At 64.1% G+C, this 16,428-nt stretch carries 16 protein-coding genes; 11 read left to right on the top strand and 5 right to left on the bottom strand.

Annotation, left to right across the window (positions count from 1 at the left end; translation table 11 throughout):
* Positions 1-98: 98 nt before the first annotated feature.
* The gene (locus R5R73_RS05190; RefSeq protein WP_322529027.1) at positions 99-1,241 is read right to left on the bottom strand and encodes a GNAT family N-acetyltransferase; all 1,143 of its coding nucleotides are present in this window, start codon (positions 1,239-1,241) and stop codon (positions 99-101) included.
* Between the two features lie 224 nt (positions 1,242-1,465).
* On the opposite strand from R5R73_RS05190, the gene R5R73_RS05185 reads away from it, so the two are divergent.
* Together R5R73_RS05185 and pncB are read left to right on the top strand one after the other, a co-directional pair.
* Complete coding sequence (locus tag R5R73_RS05185) at positions 1,466-1,759, top strand: DUF4190 domain-containing protein (protein WP_322529026.1); 294 nt, start codon at positions 1,466-1,468, stop codon at positions 1,757-1,759.
* Positions 1,760-1,830: 71 nt separating this feature from the next.
* Positions 1,831-3,006: a nicotinate phosphoribosyltransferase gene (gene pncB, locus R5R73_RS05180; protein ID WP_322529025.1), complete on the top strand. Its 1,176-nt coding sequence runs from the start codon at positions 1,831-1,833 to the stop codon at positions 3,004-3,006.
* A 163-nt stretch (positions 3,007-3,169) separates the two neighbouring features.
* On the opposite strand, the gene R5R73_RS05175 is transcribed toward pncB, so the two are convergent.
* The 4 genes from R5R73_RS05175 to gap form a co-directional block, all read right to left on the bottom strand.
* A complete protein-coding gene (locus R5R73_RS05175) occupies positions 3,170-3,976 on the bottom strand; it encodes a dienelactone hydrolase family protein (protein WP_322529024.1) in 807 nt (268 codons plus the stop codon).
* 65 nt (positions 3,977-4,041) lie between these two features.
* Entirely contained in the window at positions 4,042-5,367 is a 1,326-nt protein-coding gene (locus tag R5R73_RS05170) for a diguanylate cyclase (protein WP_322529023.1), read from the bottom strand.
* Positions 5,368-5,431: 64 nt separating this feature from the next.
* A complete protein-coding gene (locus R5R73_RS05165; RefSeq protein WP_110631691.1) occupies positions 5,432-5,749 on the bottom strand; it encodes a hypothetical protein in 318 nt (105 codons plus the stop codon).
* 403 nt (positions 5,750-6,152) lie between these two features.
* Positions 6,153-7,154: a type I glyceraldehyde-3-phosphate dehydrogenase gene (gene gap / locus R5R73_RS05160; RefSeq protein WP_322529022.1), complete on the bottom strand. Its 1,002-nt coding sequence runs from the start codon at positions 7,152-7,154 to the stop codon at positions 6,153-6,155.
* A 262-nt stretch (positions 7,155-7,416) separates the two neighbouring features.
* Here gap and edd point away from each other — a divergent pair, with 262 nt between their 5' ends.
* From edd to R5R73_RS05115, 9 genes are all read left to right on the top strand, one after another.
* Positions 7,417-9,267, top strand: a complete 1,851-nt coding sequence (edd, locus tag R5R73_RS05155) for a phosphogluconate dehydratase (RefSeq protein WP_110631697.1) — start codon at positions 7,417-7,419, stop codon at positions 9,265-9,267.
* Complete coding sequence (gene glk / locus R5R73_RS05150) at positions 9,264-10,223, top strand: glucokinase (protein WP_322529021.1); 960 nt, start codon at positions 9,264-9,266, stop codon at positions 10,221-10,223. The genes edd and glk overlap by 4 nt, the downstream gene beginning before the upstream one ends.
* On the top strand, positions 10,220-11,131 hold the full coding sequence (locus R5R73_RS05145; RefSeq protein ID WP_276232357.1) for a D-hexose-6-phosphate mutarotase: 912 nt from the start codon (positions 10,220-10,222) through the stop codon (positions 11,129-11,131). Before glk ends, R5R73_RS05145 begins: the two co-directional genes overlap by 4 nt.
* Positions 11,128-12,003, top strand: a complete 876-nt coding sequence (locus R5R73_RS05140; RefSeq protein ID WP_276232358.1) for an aldo/keto reductase — start codon at positions 11,128-11,130, stop codon at positions 12,001-12,003. The genes R5R73_RS05145 and R5R73_RS05140 overlap by 4 nt, the downstream gene beginning before the upstream one ends.
* Before the next feature lie 110 nt (positions 12,004-12,113).
* Positions 12,114-13,082: a carbohydrate kinase gene (locus R5R73_RS05135; protein ID WP_322529020.1), complete on the top strand. Its 969-nt coding sequence runs from the start codon at positions 12,114-12,116 to the stop codon at positions 13,080-13,082.
* A gap of 243 nt (positions 13,083-13,325) precedes the next feature.
* Entirely contained in the window at positions 13,326-14,027 is a 702-nt protein-coding gene (locus R5R73_RS05130) for a CoA transferase subunit A (RefSeq protein WP_322529019.1), read from the top strand.
* Position 14,028: 1 nt separating this feature from the next.
* Positions 14,029-14,676 carry a CoA transferase subunit B gene (locus tag R5R73_RS05125; RefSeq protein WP_322529018.1) on the top strand — a complete coding sequence of 216 codons (648 nt, stop codon included), beginning with the start codon at positions 14,029-14,031 and terminating at the stop codon, positions 14,674-14,676.
* Positions 14,677-14,698: 22 nt separating this feature from the next.
* Positions 14,699-15,871 (top strand): acetyl-CoA C-acetyltransferase, encoded by a 1,173-nt coding sequence (locus tag R5R73_RS05120; RefSeq protein ID WP_322529562.1) that lies wholly within the window; start codon positions 14,699-14,701, stop codon positions 15,869-15,871.
* Between the two features lie 185 nt (positions 15,872-16,056).
* Entirely contained in the window at positions 16,057-16,344 is a 288-nt protein-coding gene (locus tag R5R73_RS05115) for a DUF4235 domain-containing protein (RefSeq protein ID WP_322529017.1), read from the top strand.
* Positions 16,345-16,428 lie beyond the last annotated feature (84 nt).

Genomic DNA, 16,428 nt, shown 5'->3' with positions numbered 1-16,428 from the left:
TCTGTCCTCGTCGCGGCAAGACCCGCCGCCTAATTTAACCTGGGTTCAGCATATCACTCACGTCGGCACGACAGCAGCACGCGTCTGGCGTCTCGCGCTCAAGGCAGCAGCTCCTTGAACGGCAGTCGAGACCGGCACTGCTCGAAATAGGCATGGACGTAGGCCCGCTCCTCGCGGCAGAAATCCTCGACGGCATCCCGAAACCCCGGATGATCGAGATAGTGCAGCGAGCGGCTGATGACCGGCGCGAAACCTCGGGTCAGCTTGTGCTCCCCTTGCGTTCCCGGATCGAAGCGGGACAAGCCCTGTGCCAGGCAGTGCTCGATCCCCTGGTAGTAGCAGGTTTCGAAATGCAGAAAGTCCGCCTCGACTTCGCTGCCCCAGTAGCGGCCGTAGAGCGTGTCACTTCCCTGCAGGCAGAGCGCAGCTGCCACGGCCCGCCCTTCCACGCTGGCGCGGATCAGCAGCAGCGTATCGCCCAGGTCGTCGCGCAGCCGGGTGAAGAACTCGAGCGACAGATAGGGACGCTGGCCCCGTTCCAGGTATGTCATGCAGTAGCAGCGATAGAACTGCGCCAGCGCCTCGTCGTCGATCCGCGCCCCCGTCAGCCGCTCGAACACGAAGCCCTGCTCCACCAGCTTGCGACGCTCCCGACGGATCTCCTTGCGCTTGCGCGAGCTCATCCGCGCCAGAAAGCCGTCGAAATTGCCGAATCCGTCGTCGCGCCAGGCAAACTGCACGGCCTGACGCTCCATCAGCGGCGCATCGAACGCTGCCTGCCAGTCGTCCACCTCGCCGCTGTCGGCAAACAGCAGATGCCAGCTCTGCAGGCCGGTATCGCGGATCACCGGCGCCAGCGCCGCGATCACCGCCCGCCGATCCACATCGTCCACCACGGCCAGCCGCGGCCCCGAGGCGGGCGTGAACGGAATCGCCGACAGCGACTTGGGATAGTAATCGCCGCCGGCGCGCTCCCAGGCATCCGCCCAGGACCAGTCGAATACGTACTCACCACGCGAGTGATACTTGGCGTAGCGCGGCAGGACCGCCACCGGCCGGCCGTCGTCGAAGACCATCAGGTGATCCGGCTCCCAGCCGGTATCGGTATCGGCACAACCGCAGGCTTCCAGCGCCGCCAGAAATTCGTGGCGCAGAAACGGATAACGGTCACCGACCACATCGTTCCAGAGCGACGCACGGGTAGCCGCGAGGCTACCGATATTCTCGACCCGCAATGCCATCCGATCTCCCCCGTTGCTTTTCCGGTCTTTCGTCGCTCGTCGCTCGTCGCTCGTCGCTCGTCGCTCGTCGCTCGTCGCTCGTCGCTCGTCGCTCGTCGCTCGTCGCTCGTCGCTCGTCGCTCGTCGCTCGTCGCTCGTCGCTCAGTCTATGTTGAAAACTTCGAGAGCCGCGGGCAAGCGTGCGATACTCTGGCAACAGCCAAGACGAGAGCTACTTCAAGCCGATGACATCCGTCCCGACGCCTCCCGGCCCGCCAACGCCAGCGCCCATCAACATCATGGCGCTGGCAGCCTTTGCGCTTAGCGTGCTAGGCACGTTCGTGCCGCCAGCAGCACTGGGCGGCGTGGTCTGCGGTCATCTGGCCCGGCGTCAGATTCGCCAGCGGCAGGAATCCGGCGATGGCTGGGCGCTCGCCGGGTTGATACTGGGCTACCTGTTGATTCTGCTTTCGCTGGCCGGACTTTTGCTGTTCGGCGGCTTCGTCGCGACAATGTTCGGTATCATGGCTTTCCTGTAGCCGATCTCATTGAAGAAACGCTCGCTGGCGCTAACGGCCGCGGATTGTGTTCATGCTGATGACGAGTTTTCATGCTGACTTCGCTTATCGATAACGACTTTTACAAGATCACGATGCAGAACGCCGTGATCAAGCGCTTTCCCTATGCGCAGGCCCGCTACGCCTTCATCAATCGCGGCGAGCATGCGTTTCCCGAAGGATTCGGCGACGCCCTGCGCCGCGAAGTCGATGCCATGGCCAGCCTCGTGCTTACCGACGCGGAAAAGCGCTATCTCGAGGTCACCTGCCCCTATCTCGACCCGACCTACCTGGACTTTCTGGCCGGCTTTCGCTTCAACCCGGCCGAGGTCATCATCGAGCAGAGCGGCAGCGAACTCTCGGTCGCTATCGAGGGGCTGTGGTATCGCACCATCCTGTGGGAAGTCCCGCTGATGGCGCTGATCAGCGAGCTCTGGTATCGCCTGCGTGGTGTCGAGCGCGATGACGATGAAACGGTCGAGGCTCGCACCCGAGCCAAGATCGAACAGTATCAGCGGTTGGGCCTGAAGATCGCCGAATTCGGCACCCGGCGGCGGTTTTCCTTCGACGTTCATGACCGGGTGGTCGGCGCGCTTCGTCATCACGGCGGCGATGCCTTCAGCGGCAGCAGCAACGTATTGCTGGCCATGCGCCACGGCGTCAAGCCCATCGGCACCCACGCCCACGAATGGTTCATGTTTCACGGCGCCCGTTTCGGCTTCAAGATGGCCAACAGCCTGGCGCTGGAGCACTGGGTCGATGTCTATCGGGGCGACCTTGGCATCGCCCTGACCGACACGTTCACTTCCCGCGCCTTCTTCGAGAGCTTCGACAAGAAGTTCGCCAAGCTCTTCGATGGAGTCAGACACGACAGCGCGGACCCCATCGACTTCGCGGCCTCGACCATCGCGCATTACGAGAAACTGGGGATCGACCCGCGCAGCAAGACGATCATCTTCTCCGACGCGCTGACACCCGAGAAGGTCGAGCGGATCCAGTCGTTCTGCCAAGGCCGCGTCGGCATGGCGTTCGGCATCGGCACCAACTTCACCAATGACGTGGGCGTCGAGCCGATGAACATGGTGATCAAGATGGTCGAGGCGAGACCGGAAGGCCAGCACTGGCTGCCCGTGGTCAAGCTTTCCGACGTGCCCGACAAGCACACCGGTGACCCGGAAATGATTGCCCTCGCCAAGCGCGTGCTCGCCCTCAGTCGCCCCAACGAATAGATTGCAGCTCGCCAACGAAAAAGCCACGAACGCGGTCGTTCGTGGCTTTCTGCTGTCTGGCTCGTAGCTCGTAGCTCGTAGCTCGTAGCTCGTAGCTCGTAGCTCGTAGCTCGTAGCTCGTAGCTCGTAGCTCGTAGCTCGTAGCTCGTAGCTCGTATTCAGTCTACTGATTCAGCGCCTTGTCCAGCGTCAGCAACGCAGCCTGCCAGGAGGCAGCATCCGCCGCCGCGTCGTAGCCGAGCGGAAGTTCGTTCTCCGCGGCCAGCCTGTCGGCATCCGGATTGGTGAAAGCGTGCTTGGCACCGGGATACTGCACCACGCGAACGTCCGCGCCATCTTCCGTCAATGCCGTCGCCATGCTGTCGAGCGCCTCGGGGTCGACCAGCGAATCGTCCTGGCCGTTGTAGATGCGCACCAGGCCGTCGAACGGCTGCGGGTTGGTGACGACCTGAGTCGGACTGCCATGGAAGCTGATCGCCGCTTCCAACGGCATGCCCGCCAATGCCATGTTCATCACCACGCCACCACCGAAGCAGTAGCCGATCGCTGCCATGCGATCCTCGCGCACCGCGGGGTGTTCACGCAGCGCCGCCATCGCCGCTTCCAGCCGTGCCCGGGCGGAGGGCCAGTCCTGCATGACCTGGCTGGAGAACGCCTTGGCATCCTGGGGGTGCTGGGCCACCTTGCCGTCGCCATACATGTCTACCGCCAGCGCCACGAAGCCCAGCGCCGCCAGCTGATCGGCCTTGTGCTTGATGTAGTCGTTGAGCCCCCACCATTCATGGACCAGCAGTACGCCGGGGCGAGGCTCGTCATCGCTGGCGTTGTAGGCAAGATAGCCCTGGTAGGTCTGGCCGCCCGTGGCATATTCGAAAGTCTCGCCCTGAACGTGCGGGCCCTCGACTTCGTCGGCCAACGCCGGTAGACACATCAGGCTGAGCAGCGAGGCCAGCAGTAATCGTCCCATCATCGTTCTCCTTCTTTTGACTGGCTTGGCGCAGGTTCGACTGGCGCAACGTCGACTGGCACAGCGGCTCATGGCGCCTGCTGAACGCGATCCCGCCCGCGCTGCTTGGCATTCTGCATTCCCGCCTCGGCACGCGCCAGCATGGCTTCCGCAGTCTCGTCACTGCGCCGTTCGGCGACCCCAAGACTAACCGAGAACGACAGCCAATGACCATGAAACTCCACCCGGGTCGAGGCCAGACGTCCGCGCAGCTTATCGGCAATGGCGGCCGTTTCCTGCAGCGACTTGCCGCTCATCAGCAGCGCGAAGGAATCGTCGCCCAGTCGACCGAAGCTGAACCGCTCTCTCAACGTCGCCCGACACATTTCGCCGATGCAACTGAGCACGAGATCGCCGCCCTCGCGCCCCCAGTCGCGATTGATGTCACTGAAATGGTCGACATCGAACACGATCAGCGTGAATCTGGCGCCGACGTCTCCGCTGGCGAACGCATGTCGCATCAGGCCCATGAAAGGCACCCGATTGAGCGCCGAGGTCAGTTCGTCGGTAGCGGTGTACGCGTTCCACTGCAGCGACTGTTGGCGGCGCTGGGTGATATCCCTCGCGATGGCAACCCAGCCCGGCATGACCGGGGGCTCCAGCGTCTGCCCCAACGGCAGCGGATAAGGCGAAAAATGGATCTCGAACCAGCGATATCCCCCATCTCGGTGCCTCAGCCGCAGCTCCACCATGGGCGAACTCGCCTCGGCGGCCCCTTCGATCAACAGGCGCCTGACCCGGGAGCCATCTTCGGGCGCCATCAGGGCGAAGAGAGACGTCGACAGCAGCGACGCTGCGCTGACACCGAGCGCGCCTTGGGTGTTGCCCGCCGCGTAATGACACTCCAGATCCTCGTCGAGCGCCATGATCACGTCGCCGCTGTGGTCGAGCAGGGATTGCCGGGACAAGCCGGCTTCATCCGCGGGGGCGGCAGGATTCGCGGGAACGGCAGGCGGGCGCGGCTGCAGGAAGCCGACGAGTGTCACGACCTCGCCGTCCGCGTCACGCTGAATATGGAGACTGTCGTCGACTTGACACTCGGAGCCGTCTCGCCTTTCGATGGCATAGGACAACCGCACCGAGAGCTCGCCCTCGTTCAGAGCCTGCTGCAGTCGTTCGAGCAGCGGCCGGCGCTCGGATTCGGGGATCTGCGCCAGCCATAGCTCGGGTCGGGCCAGATAGTCCGTGGCCGGACGATGGCCCAGCGCGCCGATGGAATCGGCGACGAAACGCAGCTCGCCCAACCACCAGGCCGAGTCGGTGACGTAGACCGTACCCGGCAAGGATTGCAACCACTGTCGGGCTTCCGCGCCCAAAGCTCCATCGTCATGCACGAAGGCATCCCGTGAATCCATGCACTCCGGCCTCGTCTAGCCGCAGTGCTGTTTCCAAGCGGCTGGGTGGTGAAACGAGATCGCGTCAGCGAAAGCCGACACGACGCTGAGCGACTGCGGGCGAAGAGGATGTCTCGTCAGATGAAGTTCGCACCTCATCGTGCCCACTGGCTCGATGATCGCGCCCCTTCGACTGAGCACGGCAGCAGGCATCCGTCAGCTGGCGCAGCTCGTCGCGAGTCAGCTCGAAACGCTGCACGCCTGCCCGCTCCCGCCAGATCACGAAGATCACTGGCACGGCACGCGACTGGTCGACACCCACGATCTTCCCGAGCCGCTTTTCTTCAGGATCGCGAATGGTCTCGCCAATCAGGCGATGTGCGTTGATGATGTTGTCCTGCATGACGCCGCCAACCTCAATGCATGGTGGAAAGATAGAGCCTGTGCAGACTTACACTAGAGGGTCAGCCTGACAAGTCCAAGCCCACCACCGCAATTGTCCAGCATACAGTGTTGTATCGACAACGGATTGGATGACTTGAATGCAAAACTGGCGTTACTTCGAGCGTATGCGACTCGGCGGCCTGCCGCTTTCTAGCCGAGCGGGACACGTCGTGAGGGTGCACCGGAGGGAGAAAATACCAAAAACACCAAAAAGGAAGGGCGGCAGACAAAGAGGGGCGGCAGACGCTCTGCCACCCCTCGATCCTGCTTCATCGTTTTCGGCTATCGCCTTTGACTGTCGCTTGCGACTCGCTTTCGAGCCACTCTTGCCAGGCGTTCAGCCAGCGAAACCGATATTCACCTCAGCTGGCGGCCTGCATGGCCAGTGCCGTATCCAGCATGCGGTTTGAGAAGCCCCACTCGTTGTCGTACCAGGCCATGACCTTGACCAGGCGACCGTTCACACGCGTGTGGTTGGCATCGAAAGTCGATGAATTGGGGTCGTGATTGAAATCGATCGACACCAGCGGCTGCGAGTTCACTGCCAGTACCGGCGACTTGGCCGCTGCCTTCTCGACGATCTCGTTGATCTCTTCCTTGCTCGTCTCGCGACCGGCGGTGAAGACCAGGTCCACCAGCGACACGTTGATGACCGGCACTCGCACCGCGAGCCCGTCGAGCTTGCCGTTCAGTTCGGGCAGCACCAGCCCTACCGCCGCGGCGGCACCGGTCTTGGTCGGGATCATCGACTGCGTGGCACTGCGCGCGCGATATGGATCCTTGTGGTAGACGTCGGACAGGTTCTGGTCGTTGGTGTAGGCATGCACCGTGGTCATCAGGCCGTTCTCGATACCCACGCTCTCCTGCAGCGCCTGGGCTACCGGCGCCAGGCAGTTGGTGGTGCAGGAAGCGTTGGAAACCACCCGATGCTCCGCCTTCAGCGTCCCTTCGTTGACACCGAACACGATCGTCGCGTCTGCGTCGCCGCTGGGTGCGGAAATCAATACCCGTTCCGCACCGGCATCGATGTGCTTGGCTGCGGCCTCGCGCTTGGTGAACAGCCCGGTGCACTCCATCACCAGGTCGACGTTCAGCGATTTCCAGGGCAACTGCGACGGATCACGCTCCGAAAGGATGCGAATGCTATCTCCGTCTACGCTCAGGGTATCGCTGTCGTGAGTGACCTCGAAGCCGAAATGCCCGTGCACGCTGTCGTGACGCAGCAGGTGTGCGTTGAGCGCCGGGTCGCCCAGATCGTTGATGGCGACGATTTCGATCCGGTCGCGATAACCGTTTTCGTACATGGCACGAAGTACGTTACGGCCGATACGGCCGAATCCGTTGATGGCGACACGCAATGTCATGGTGCTCTCCTCCTGATGACGTAACTCGAACGTTTGGGAAATGTGGCACGGTCGCGCCTGATCACGCAGTCGTGTGTGGCGCAATCGAACGGCGACGCTCGATCACCGCGAAACTGCCAATAGTCTAGAACACCAGTCTAGAACATCGGCGCATGAAAAAATATTACCCCGAAAGACTAATACAAAAGGCTCATTCGCGAACAAATGCCATAATTTTTGGTAAGTTTACCAAATAACCATGACAGCTCGATGAGGCAACCCCATGACGCTCAACTCTACCGTCGACCGCGTAACCCGACGTATCGAGGCTCGATCGGCCGATCGCCGCCGCCTTTATGAAGAACGCATGGAGCAACAGCATCGTCGCGGCGTCCACCGCGCCGAACTCTCCTGCGGCAACCTGGCCCATGGCTTCGCCGCCTGCAATGCCGGCGACAAGAACAGCCTGAAGCTGATGAACAGCGCCAACGTCGGCATCGTCTCTTCCTATAACGACATGCTCTCCGCTCATCAGCCGCTCGAGCACTTCCCGGAGCTGATCAAGGAAGCCGCTCGCGGCATGGGCGGCACCGCGCAGTTCGCCGGCGGCGTGCCGGCCATGTGCGACGGTGTGACCCAGGGCCAGCCCGGCATGGAGCTGTCGCTGTTCTCTCGCGACGTGATCGCCATGTCGACGGCCGTGGCGATGTCGCACAACATGTTCGACGGTGCACTGTATCTTGGCGTGTGTGACAAGATCGTGCCGGGTCTGTTCATCGGTGCCGCGCGCTTCGGCCACCTGCCGGCGGTGTTCGTTCCTGCCGGACCGATGCCGAGCGGGTTGCCCAACGCCGAGAAGTCCCGGATCCGCCAGCTCTATGCCGAAGGCAAGGTTGGCCGCGATGCGCTGCTGGAAGCCGAATCGGACTCCTACCACAGCCCGGGCACCTGCACCTTCTACGGCACCGCCAACTCCAACCAGCTGATGCTCGAGATGATGGGCCTGCACATGCCGGGCACCTCGTTCGTCAATCCGAACACGCCGCTGCGCGACGCGATCACCCGATTCAGCACCGAGCAGGTGATCCGCAACAGTGACCAGGGCGGCAGCTATCACCCGTTCTACAAGCAGATCGATGCCCATGCCATCGTCAACGCCATGATCGGGCTGCTCTCTTCCGGTGGATCGACCAACCACACGCTGCATCTGGTGGCGATGGCCGCCGCCGTCGGCCTGACCATCACCTGGGACGACTTCGCCGAGCTGTCGACAGTGATTCCCGGGCTGACCCGGATCTACCCCAACGGCCAGGCGGACGTGAACCACTTCCACGCCGCCGGCGGCGTCAGCTTCCTGGTCCGCGAGCTGCTGTCCGCGGGTCTAATGCATGCCGATGTCCGCACCGCTTTCGGCACCGACATGACCGCCTACACCCAGGAGCCGTTCCTGGAAGACGACAAGCTGATCTGGCGAGAAGGCACCCGGCAGAGCCTCGACGAAGACGTGCTGCGGCCGGTAACGCGCCCGTTCTCCCCCACCGGCGGGCTGGCTGTGCTGGACGGCAACCTGGGACGCGGGGTGATCAAGGTTTCCGCCGTCAAACCGGAGTTCCGCCGGGTCGAGGCGCCGGTGCGGATCTTCGACGACCAGAGCCAGGTCAAGGCCGCGTTCGAGAGCGGCGAGCTGGATCGCGACGTCATCGTCGTCGTGCGCTTCCAGGGGCCGCGCGCCAACGGCATGCCGGAACTGCACCAGTTGACGCCGTTTCTCGGCGTGCTGCAGGATCGCGGATACAAGGTCGCGCTGGTCACCGACGGGCGAATGTCCGGCGCCTCTGGTAAGGTACCGGCGGCCATCCACATCACTCCGGAAGCCGTCGATGCCGGCCCGATCGCCTATCTGCGCGACGGCGACACGGTGCTGCTCGACCCGGATAACGGCGTGCTCGAGGCCCTGGTGGATGCCGAAACCTGGGCGCAACGCGAACCGGCGACCTGCGACCTGAACCACTATCATCATGGAATGGGCCGCGAACTGTTCGCCGGGTTCCGCCAGTTGGTCGGCGGTGCCGAGGAAGGCGCGGCCACCTTTGGCGGTTTCGATGCCGCCGACTTGCCCGGAGGGCACCAATGACGATTCCCGCCCTGATCGGCGACATAGGCGGAACCAACGCACGTTTTGCGCTGGTGGTGCCCGGCAGCGTCGAGCTGCAATCGATCGAGACGCTCCCCTGCGCGCGCTATGGCGGGCTGGTCGAGGCCATCCAGGCCTACTTGAAACAGGTCGGCGCAGAGACGCCCGACGAGGCGTGCCTGGCCTTCGCCTGCCCGGTGCACGAAGACTGGGTCAAGATGACCAACAACGACTGGGCGTTCTCCAAGAAGGCCGTCGCCGAGGAACTCGGCCTGTCGAACTTCAAGGTCATCAACGACTTCACCGCCCAGGCCCTCGGCATTCCTCACATCGACGACAAGGAACTGGTCAAGATCGGTGAAGGCGAGGCCGAACCTCGACGCCCGCGCCTGGTGATCGGCCCGGGAACCGGGCTCGGCGTCGCCGGACTGGTCCCCAGTCGGCGCGCCTGGATTCCGCTGACGACCGAAGGCGGCCACGCCACCTTTGCCCCTACCGATCAGCGCGAATACCAGCTTCTCGACCATTTCCGAGCCCGTTATGGCCGGGTCTCGATCGAACGCCTGCTGTGCGGCCAGGGCCTGCTCGATCTCTATCTCGCCCATGCGGCACTGCTCAATGTCACCGCCCACTACAACACCCCGGCGGAGATTACCGGGGCCGCCCGGGCGGGCGATCGCGTTGCCCGCGAGACCTTGATGCGCTTTCTCAAGATCCTCGGCAGCGTGGCCGGCGACGCCGCGCTGACCCTCGGCGCGCTGGGCGGGGTCTATCTCTGCGGCGGTATCACGCCACGTCTGATCGAGTGGCTGCCGCGCAGCGATTTCCGTCGCGCCTTTGCCGACAAGGGCCGGCTGAGCGCCTACAATGCGGGAATTCCCACCTGGGTGGTGACGGCGCCGTGGACCGGCCTTCTGGGTGCGGCGGAAGCCCTGCACAACGAGGAGGTGACATGATTCCCGATACGCTGCGGCAGTTGATCGACGCGACGAACGGTCAGCGGGAAGCCGAATGGGAAGGTCGGCGCGTGCTGCTGATCAATGCCGACTGGGGCGAGCTGGCGATTTCGTTGCAGGGCGCTCAGGTTCTGCACTTTTTACCTTTCGCCCCCGAAGCCGGGCAAGGCGTCCGACCGGCATCCGGCACGGAGGATGGCTGGCTCTGGGTCACCCCGACGCCGCAGCCGATGCCCGGTGCCATTCGCGGCGGGATCCCGCTGTGCTGGCCGTGGTTCGCCGACGAGTCGCCGGACGGCAAGGGCCCGATGCATGGCCCCGCCCGCACAGCGCAATGGCGCATCGATGCCGTCGACGAGAGCGTGACCGGCGGCGGGGTCGAGATTCACCTCTCCCCCGAAGAGCGGCTGCACGATCAGCTCGTTCCCAATGCCGTGGTTCACGCCAACGCCCAGCGCCTGAGCGTCGAACTGATGACTCGCCACGCCGGCACCACCCCGGTCAAGCTGACCGGCGCGCTGCACACCTATTTTGCCGTCGCCGATACGCACCGGTGCCGTATCGAAGGGCTGGCCGGCGCCCGCTATCTGGACAAGCTCGAACACTTTGCCGAGCATCATCAGCAGGGGGAACTGGGCATTCGTGGCGCGCTGGACCGTATCTACCAGTCGAACCGCCCTGTCGTTCTCGACGATGGCCAACGACGTCTGCGGATCAGCAAGCAGGGCAGCGACTCCACCGTCGTCTGGCACCCGGGCAACGGCCTGCCGGGAGATACCCCCGCCGCCGTCGGCCAGCGCTTTCTGTGCATCGAAGCGGCCTGCACCCGGGTCGATCCCGTCTGGCTGGTGCCGGATGGCCAGCATCTGCTCGCCACCACGATCAGCCGAGAGGAAACCCCGGCGTGAGCGAAGATCTCTACTTCGATGCCCCGTTCATTCTGGGCATGATGCGGCTGCACGAAAGGCCCGACTTCAACGAGCCAGAGAAGCTCGCCGACTGGCTGGAAGCGCGCGTCGATCAGGGCCTGCACTGGTTCGATCACGCCGACATCTACGGCAACCACAAGTGCGAGCAGTTGTTCGGCGAGGCGCTGTCGCATCGCCCGGCGCTCAAGTCCCGGGTTCGAGTGGTGACCAAAGGCGATATCGTCCTGCCGCATCGCGACATCTCTCCGTTCGGAGTCAAGCATTACGACACGTCCGAGCGCTATCTTACCCAGGTCATCGACAGTTCACTCTCCCGCCTCGGCGTCGACCGGCTCGATCATTTCCTGCTGCACCGCCCCGACCCACTGATGGATGCCGAAGCCACGGCCCGAGCACTGGATGACGCCATCGCTGCCGGCAAGGTCGGCGCCGTAGGCGTTTCCAACTTCCTGCCCGAACAGTGGCGGCGCCTGCAAGCCGCGATGCATCACCGGCTCGGCGCTCACCAGCTCGAGCTTTCGCTGGCCCATCCCGACGCGCTGTTCGATGGTTTCTACGACGCCGTCCTGGCCGACGGACTGGCACCGATGGCCTGGTCGCCGCTGGGCGGCGGCTCGGTGTTCGAAGACGTTCTCGGCACGGCGCTTTCGCGACTGGCCGACCAGCTCAACTCGACCACGGCCGGCTTGGCACTGGCCTGGCTGCGGCGCCTTCCCGGCCAGCCGATTCCAGTGATCGGAACGTTGAATGAAAGACGTATCGACAATTTGCTGCTGAGCAGTAATCTCGAACTCGATCGCCCGACGTGGTTTGCGCTGCTCGAGGAAGCCCGCAGTTACCGCGTGCCGTGATGACGTTCGGTGCGGCATTCTGTTTGAGATCAGTTTCGATGAAATCAGCTTCGATGAGATCAAGCACGCCGCACCTCGATTTTCGTTCGACATAGAGAGCCGGTTGACCCATGACTCCCATCATCGCCTTCGGCGAAGCCCTCGTCGACATGCTGTCCAGCCGTCTGGGTGACGACAGCGGCCCCGAGACCTTTACGCCCTACGCCGGCGGCGCGCCCGCCAATGCTGCCGTGGCCTGCGCCCGCCAGGGTGTCCCCAGCCTCTTTCTCGGCATGATCGGTGATGACCGTTTCGGCGACTTCCTGATCGACGAACTGACCCGCTACGGCGTCGACACCCAATACGTGGTGCGCACCCGCGAGGCTCGCACGGCACTGGCTTTCGTTTCCCGCGACAGCCACGGCGAGCGCCAGTTCGACTTCTACCGTCCGCCCGCCGCGGATCTGCTCTACCGTCGCGAGCACCTGCCGCCGGGCATCTTCACCGAGCCCGCGCTGGTCCATCTTTGCAGCAACAGCCTGACCGATGCCGCCATTGCCCGCACCACGCTGGATCTCGCCAGCATTGCGCGGCGCGGCGGCTGTCTGATCAGCGTCGATGCCAACCTGCGCGCGATGCTGTGGCCCCAGGGCAAGATCGATGTGCCCCTGGTCGAACAGCTGCTCGAACGCGCTCATGTCATCAAGCTCTCCACCGAAGAGCTCGACATCCTGCGCGGTGATCGCAGCGCCGAGGAATGGATCAGCGCCAGGCTGTCCAAGGGCACCCGACTGATCGTGATCACCGACGGCCCGGGGCCGGTGAGCGCGCACCAGGCCGATCGCCAACTGCAGGCGATTCCGCCCAGCGTTCAGGCAGTGGATACCACTGCGGCCGGCGACGCCTTCATCGGCGGCCTGCTGGCCTCCCTGGCGCGAGACGACGTGACCTGCGAGACACTCGCCGACTGGCTGGCCGACGAAACCCGGCTGACCGAGGCGCTGACGTTCGCCTGTCGCTGCGGTGCCTTCGCGGCCACTCGTGCCGGCGCCTTCGTCTCGCTGCCGGGCACCGAGGATCTCGACGACCTGTCCCGCTAGGCCGCCATCCACCTTTCATCGAGACAACCATCGAGACAACCAGCGCCGCCTTCCTGGCGGCGCTGCTACTATCGTCTAACCTGCCCACGTCGCTCTCGCTCGGGTGGTAATGTCTTCCTCCATCGATCGCTTGAGATAGCGCGTGTCCGCACGTTCATTGCCAATCTGAACAAAGCGAACGTTGCGGCACAGCGGCTTCGAAGCGATCTTTTGCACGACTTCCGTTTCACAGGACGAGGACTCATGGACAAAGTGTTTGGCAGCGCCGCTGAAGCGCTGGAAGGTCTCATCGAAGACGGCATGACTCTCGCCGTTGGCGGCTTCGGCCTGTGCGGCATCCCCGAATCGCTGATCGTCGCCCTGCGTGACACCGGCAAGAAGGATCTGACGGTCGCCAGCAACAATGCCGGCGTCGACGGCTTCGGCCTCGGGCTGCTGCTCGAGTCGCGTCAGATCAGGAAGATGCTCTCTTCCTATGTCGGCGAGAACAAGGAGTTCGAGCGCCAGTACCTTTCCGGCGAACTGGAGCTCGAATTCTGCCCGCAGGGCACGCTGGCCGAGCGCCTGCGCGCGGGCGGTGCCGGCATCGCTGCCTTCTTTACCAAGACCGGCTACGGCACCAGGATCGCCGAAGGCAAGGAGGTGCGCGAATTCGATGGCGAGCACTACGTGATGGAGCGCGGCCTGCCGGTCGATGTGGCGCTCATCAAGGCCCAGGTCGCCGACAAGGCGGGCAATCTGCGCTTCAACAAGACCGCGCGCAACTTCAACCCGCTGGCCGCGATGGCCGGCAAGGTCTGCATCGCCGAGGTCGAAGAGATCGTCGAGACGGGCGCCATCGATCCCGACGATATCCATCTGCCGGGGATCTTCGTGCATCGCATCGTCCATAATCCGACACCGGAAAAACGCATCGAGAAACGCACGCTCAGGGAGGTGAACTGAGATGGCCTGGACCAAGGAACAGATGGCAGAGCGCGCCGCCGGCGAATTGCGTGACGGCTTCTACGTCAACCTCGGCATCGGTCAGCCGACATTGGTAGCGAACTATATTCCCGAGGGCATGGACGTCTGGCTACAGTCGGAGAACGGCCTGCTCGGCATCGGCCCCTTCCCGACCGAAGAGACCGTCGACCCCGATCTGATCAACGCCGGCAAACAGACCGTCACCGCCCTGCCGGGCAGCAGTTACTTCGACAATGCCGAATCCTTCGCCATGATTCGCGGCGGCCATATCAACCTGGCGATTCTGGGCGCGATGCAGGTCTCCGAGAAAGGCGACCTCGCCAACTGGATGATCCCGGGCAAGATGGTCAAGGGCATGGGCGGCGCGATGGATCTGGTCGCTGGCGTGCAGCGCGTGGTGGTGCTGATGAGCCACACGGCCAAGGGCGAGCACAAGATCCTGAGCGAATGCACGCTGCCGCTGACCGGGGTCGGCGTGGTCGATCGGATCATTACCGACCTGGGCGTGATGGATATCACCGAGGAAGGGCTGGCCCTGGTCGAGCTGGCACCCGGTGTCACCCTCGAGGAAATTTTCGCAGCCACGGGCTGCAAGCTGATCGACAAACGGGAGACTTCCCATGCCTGACGTTTCCGGACCGACCACGCCCATGCGCGACGTAGTGATCGTCGCCGCCACGCGCACGCCGATCGGGACATTCCAGGGCGGCCTTTCCAGCGTCCCAGCGGTAACGCTGGGCGCGACCGTCATTCGACGCGTTCTGGAAGGCATCGACCCGACCGGCGTCGACGAGGTGATCATGGGGCACGTGCTGCGCGCCGGCCTGGGCCAGAACACCGCGCGCCAGGCCGCGATCGAAGCCGGCGTGCCGGATAGCGTGCCGGCGATGACCATCGACAAGGTCTGCGGCTCCGGGCTGAAAGCGGTGCACCTGGCGGTCCAGGCGATCCGCTGCGGCGATGCCGAGACCATCGTCGCCGGCGGCATGGAGAGCATGAGCCTGGCACCCTACGTACTGCCCAAGGCCCGCACCGGCCTGCGCATGGGTCACGCCGAGCTGCTCGACAGCATGATCCACGATGGCTTGTGGGACGCCTTCAACGACTATCACATGGGCATCACGGCGGAGAACGTGGCCGAGCGCTGGGGCATCTCCCGCGAAGAGCAGGATGCCTATGCCGCCGAATCCCAGCGGCGTGCCTCGCAGGCTCGCGAAGCCGGACGCTTCGATGCCGAGATCACGCCGGTGAGCGTGCCTCAGCGGCGCGGCGACCCCATCATGATCGAACGCGACGAACAGCCCCGCGACGGCGTTACCGCCGAATCGCTGGGCAAGCTCAAGCCGGCGTTCTCCAAAACCGGCAGCGTCACCGCCGGCAACGCCTCTTCGCTCAACGACGGTGCCGCCGCCCTGCTCATCATGAGCGCCGAACGGGCCAGGACCCTTGGGCTACCCGTGCTGGCGACGATCCGTGCCTACGCCAACGCCGCCGTCGACCCAGCGACCATGGGCATCGGCCCGGTACCGGCGACCCGACGCTGTCTGGAACGTGCCGGCTGGACGATCGACGAGCTGGACCTGGTCGAAGCCAACGAGGCCTTTGCCGCCCAGACACTGGCGGTGGCCAAGGATCTCGGCTGGGACGGCAGCAAGGTCAACGTCAACGGCGGCGCCATCGCGCTGGGTCACCCGATCGGCGCTTCCGGCGCTCGCATTCTGGTCACGCTGCTGCACGAGATGCAGCGCCGCGACGTCCACAAGGGACTGGCGACGCTATGCATCGGCGGCGGCCAGGGCGTGGCGACGGCGATCGAACGGTAGACGCCAGAACGTCAGGCGGCAGAACGCCGTCGTGCCTGCCGAAGCCGTGATCCTCCGTGTCCATGATCCCAAACCGTAAGCCCTGGCCGTCGAATTCGCCCGGTGTGCGCCTCGGGCATTCGACTGGTGAGTCTTCGAAGGATCGACCAGACTATCGGGACAATCTATCCAGGAAGGAGAATTTCGTGAAGCCTCAGACACTGTGGACCATCGTTGGCACGAGCACGGCGGTTCTATCCGGCGTGGTGGCTCGTCAAAGCCTCAAACAGACCTTTCGCAAGGGCGTTTTCGAGCCACCGATCAATCCCGACGAGGATGATGTCGAATGGCGTCAGGCGCTGCTCTGGGGTGCGGCCTCCGGCATGGCAGTAGGAATGGCGCGCATCGTTGGCTGGAAACTGGCATCGGCCGGCATGCGGCGTACTCGCCGCTCGCGCCGCGGCCAGCGTCTTCTGGCGCGCCTCGAGGACTGATACCCCATCGCTAATCCCGGTCGACCCGGTCGATCACCAGGGAGCGCGGCCCGAGCGCCCGAGCCCGGAAGACCGGGCGCTCGA

It is taken from the genome of Salinicola sp. LHM (assembly GCF_034479735.1).
GTDB lineage: Bacteria > Pseudomonadota > Gammaproteobacteria > Pseudomonadales > Halomonadaceae > Salinicola > Salinicola salarius.
Note: the sequence above shows the minus strand (reverse complement) of the source record. Positions and strands in the feature narration are given on the sequence as shown.

Excerpts from the sequence above, each read along its gene's own strand:
- edd (WP_110631697.1), top strand. The coding sequence starts at position 7,417 with ATGACGCTCAACTCTACCGTCGACCGCGTAACCCGACGTATCGAGGCT.
- R5R73_RS05145 (WP_276232357.1), top strand. The coding sequence starts at position 10,220 with ATGATTCCCGATACGCTGCGGCAGTTGATCGACGCGACGAACGGTCAG.
- R5R73_RS05125 (WP_322529018.1), top strand. The coding sequence starts at position 14,029 with ATGGCCTGGACCAAGGAACAGATGGCAGAGCGCGCCGCCGGCGAATTG.
- R5R73_RS05190 (WP_322529027.1), bottom strand. The coding sequence starts at position 1,241 with ATGGCATTGCGGGTCGAGAATATCGGTAGCCTCGCGGCTACCCGTGCG.
- R5R73_RS05165 (WP_110631691.1), bottom strand. The coding sequence starts at position 5,749 with ATGCAGGACAACATCATCAACGCACATCGCCTGATTGGCGAGACCATT.
- gap (WP_322529022.1), bottom strand. The coding sequence starts at position 7,154 with ATGACATTGCGTGTCGCCATCAACGGATTCGGCCGTATCGGCCGTAAC.
- R5R73_RS05175 (WP_322529024.1), bottom strand. The coding sequence starts at position 3,976 with ATGATGGGACGATTACTGCTGGCCTCGCTGCTCAGCCTGATGTGTCTA.
- R5R73_RS05130 (WP_322529019.1), top strand. The coding sequence starts at position 13,326 with ATGGACAAAGTGTTTGGCAGCGCCGCTGAAGCGCTGGAAGGTCTCATC.
- R5R73_RS05120 (WP_322529562.1), top strand. The coding sequence starts at position 14,699 with ATGCGCGACGTAGTGATCGTCGCCGCCACGCGCACGCCGATCGGGACA.
- R5R73_RS05135 (WP_322529020.1), top strand. The coding sequence starts at position 12,114 with ATGACTCCCATCATCGCCTTCGGCGAAGCCCTCGTCGACATGCTGTCC.
- pncB (WP_322529025.1), top strand. The coding sequence starts at position 1,831 with ATGCTGACTTCGCTTATCGATAACGACTTTTACAAGATCACGATGCAG.
- R5R73_RS05185 (WP_322529026.1), top strand. The coding sequence starts at position 1,466 with ATGACATCCGTCCCGACGCCTCCCGGCCCGCCAACGCCAGCGCCCATC.
- glk (WP_322529021.1), top strand. The coding sequence starts at position 9,264 with ATGACGATTCCCGCCCTGATCGGCGACATAGGCGGAACCAACGCACGT.
- R5R73_RS05170 (WP_322529023.1), bottom strand. The coding sequence starts at position 5,367 with ATGGATTCACGGGATGCCTTCGTGCATGACGATGGAGCTTTGGGCGCG.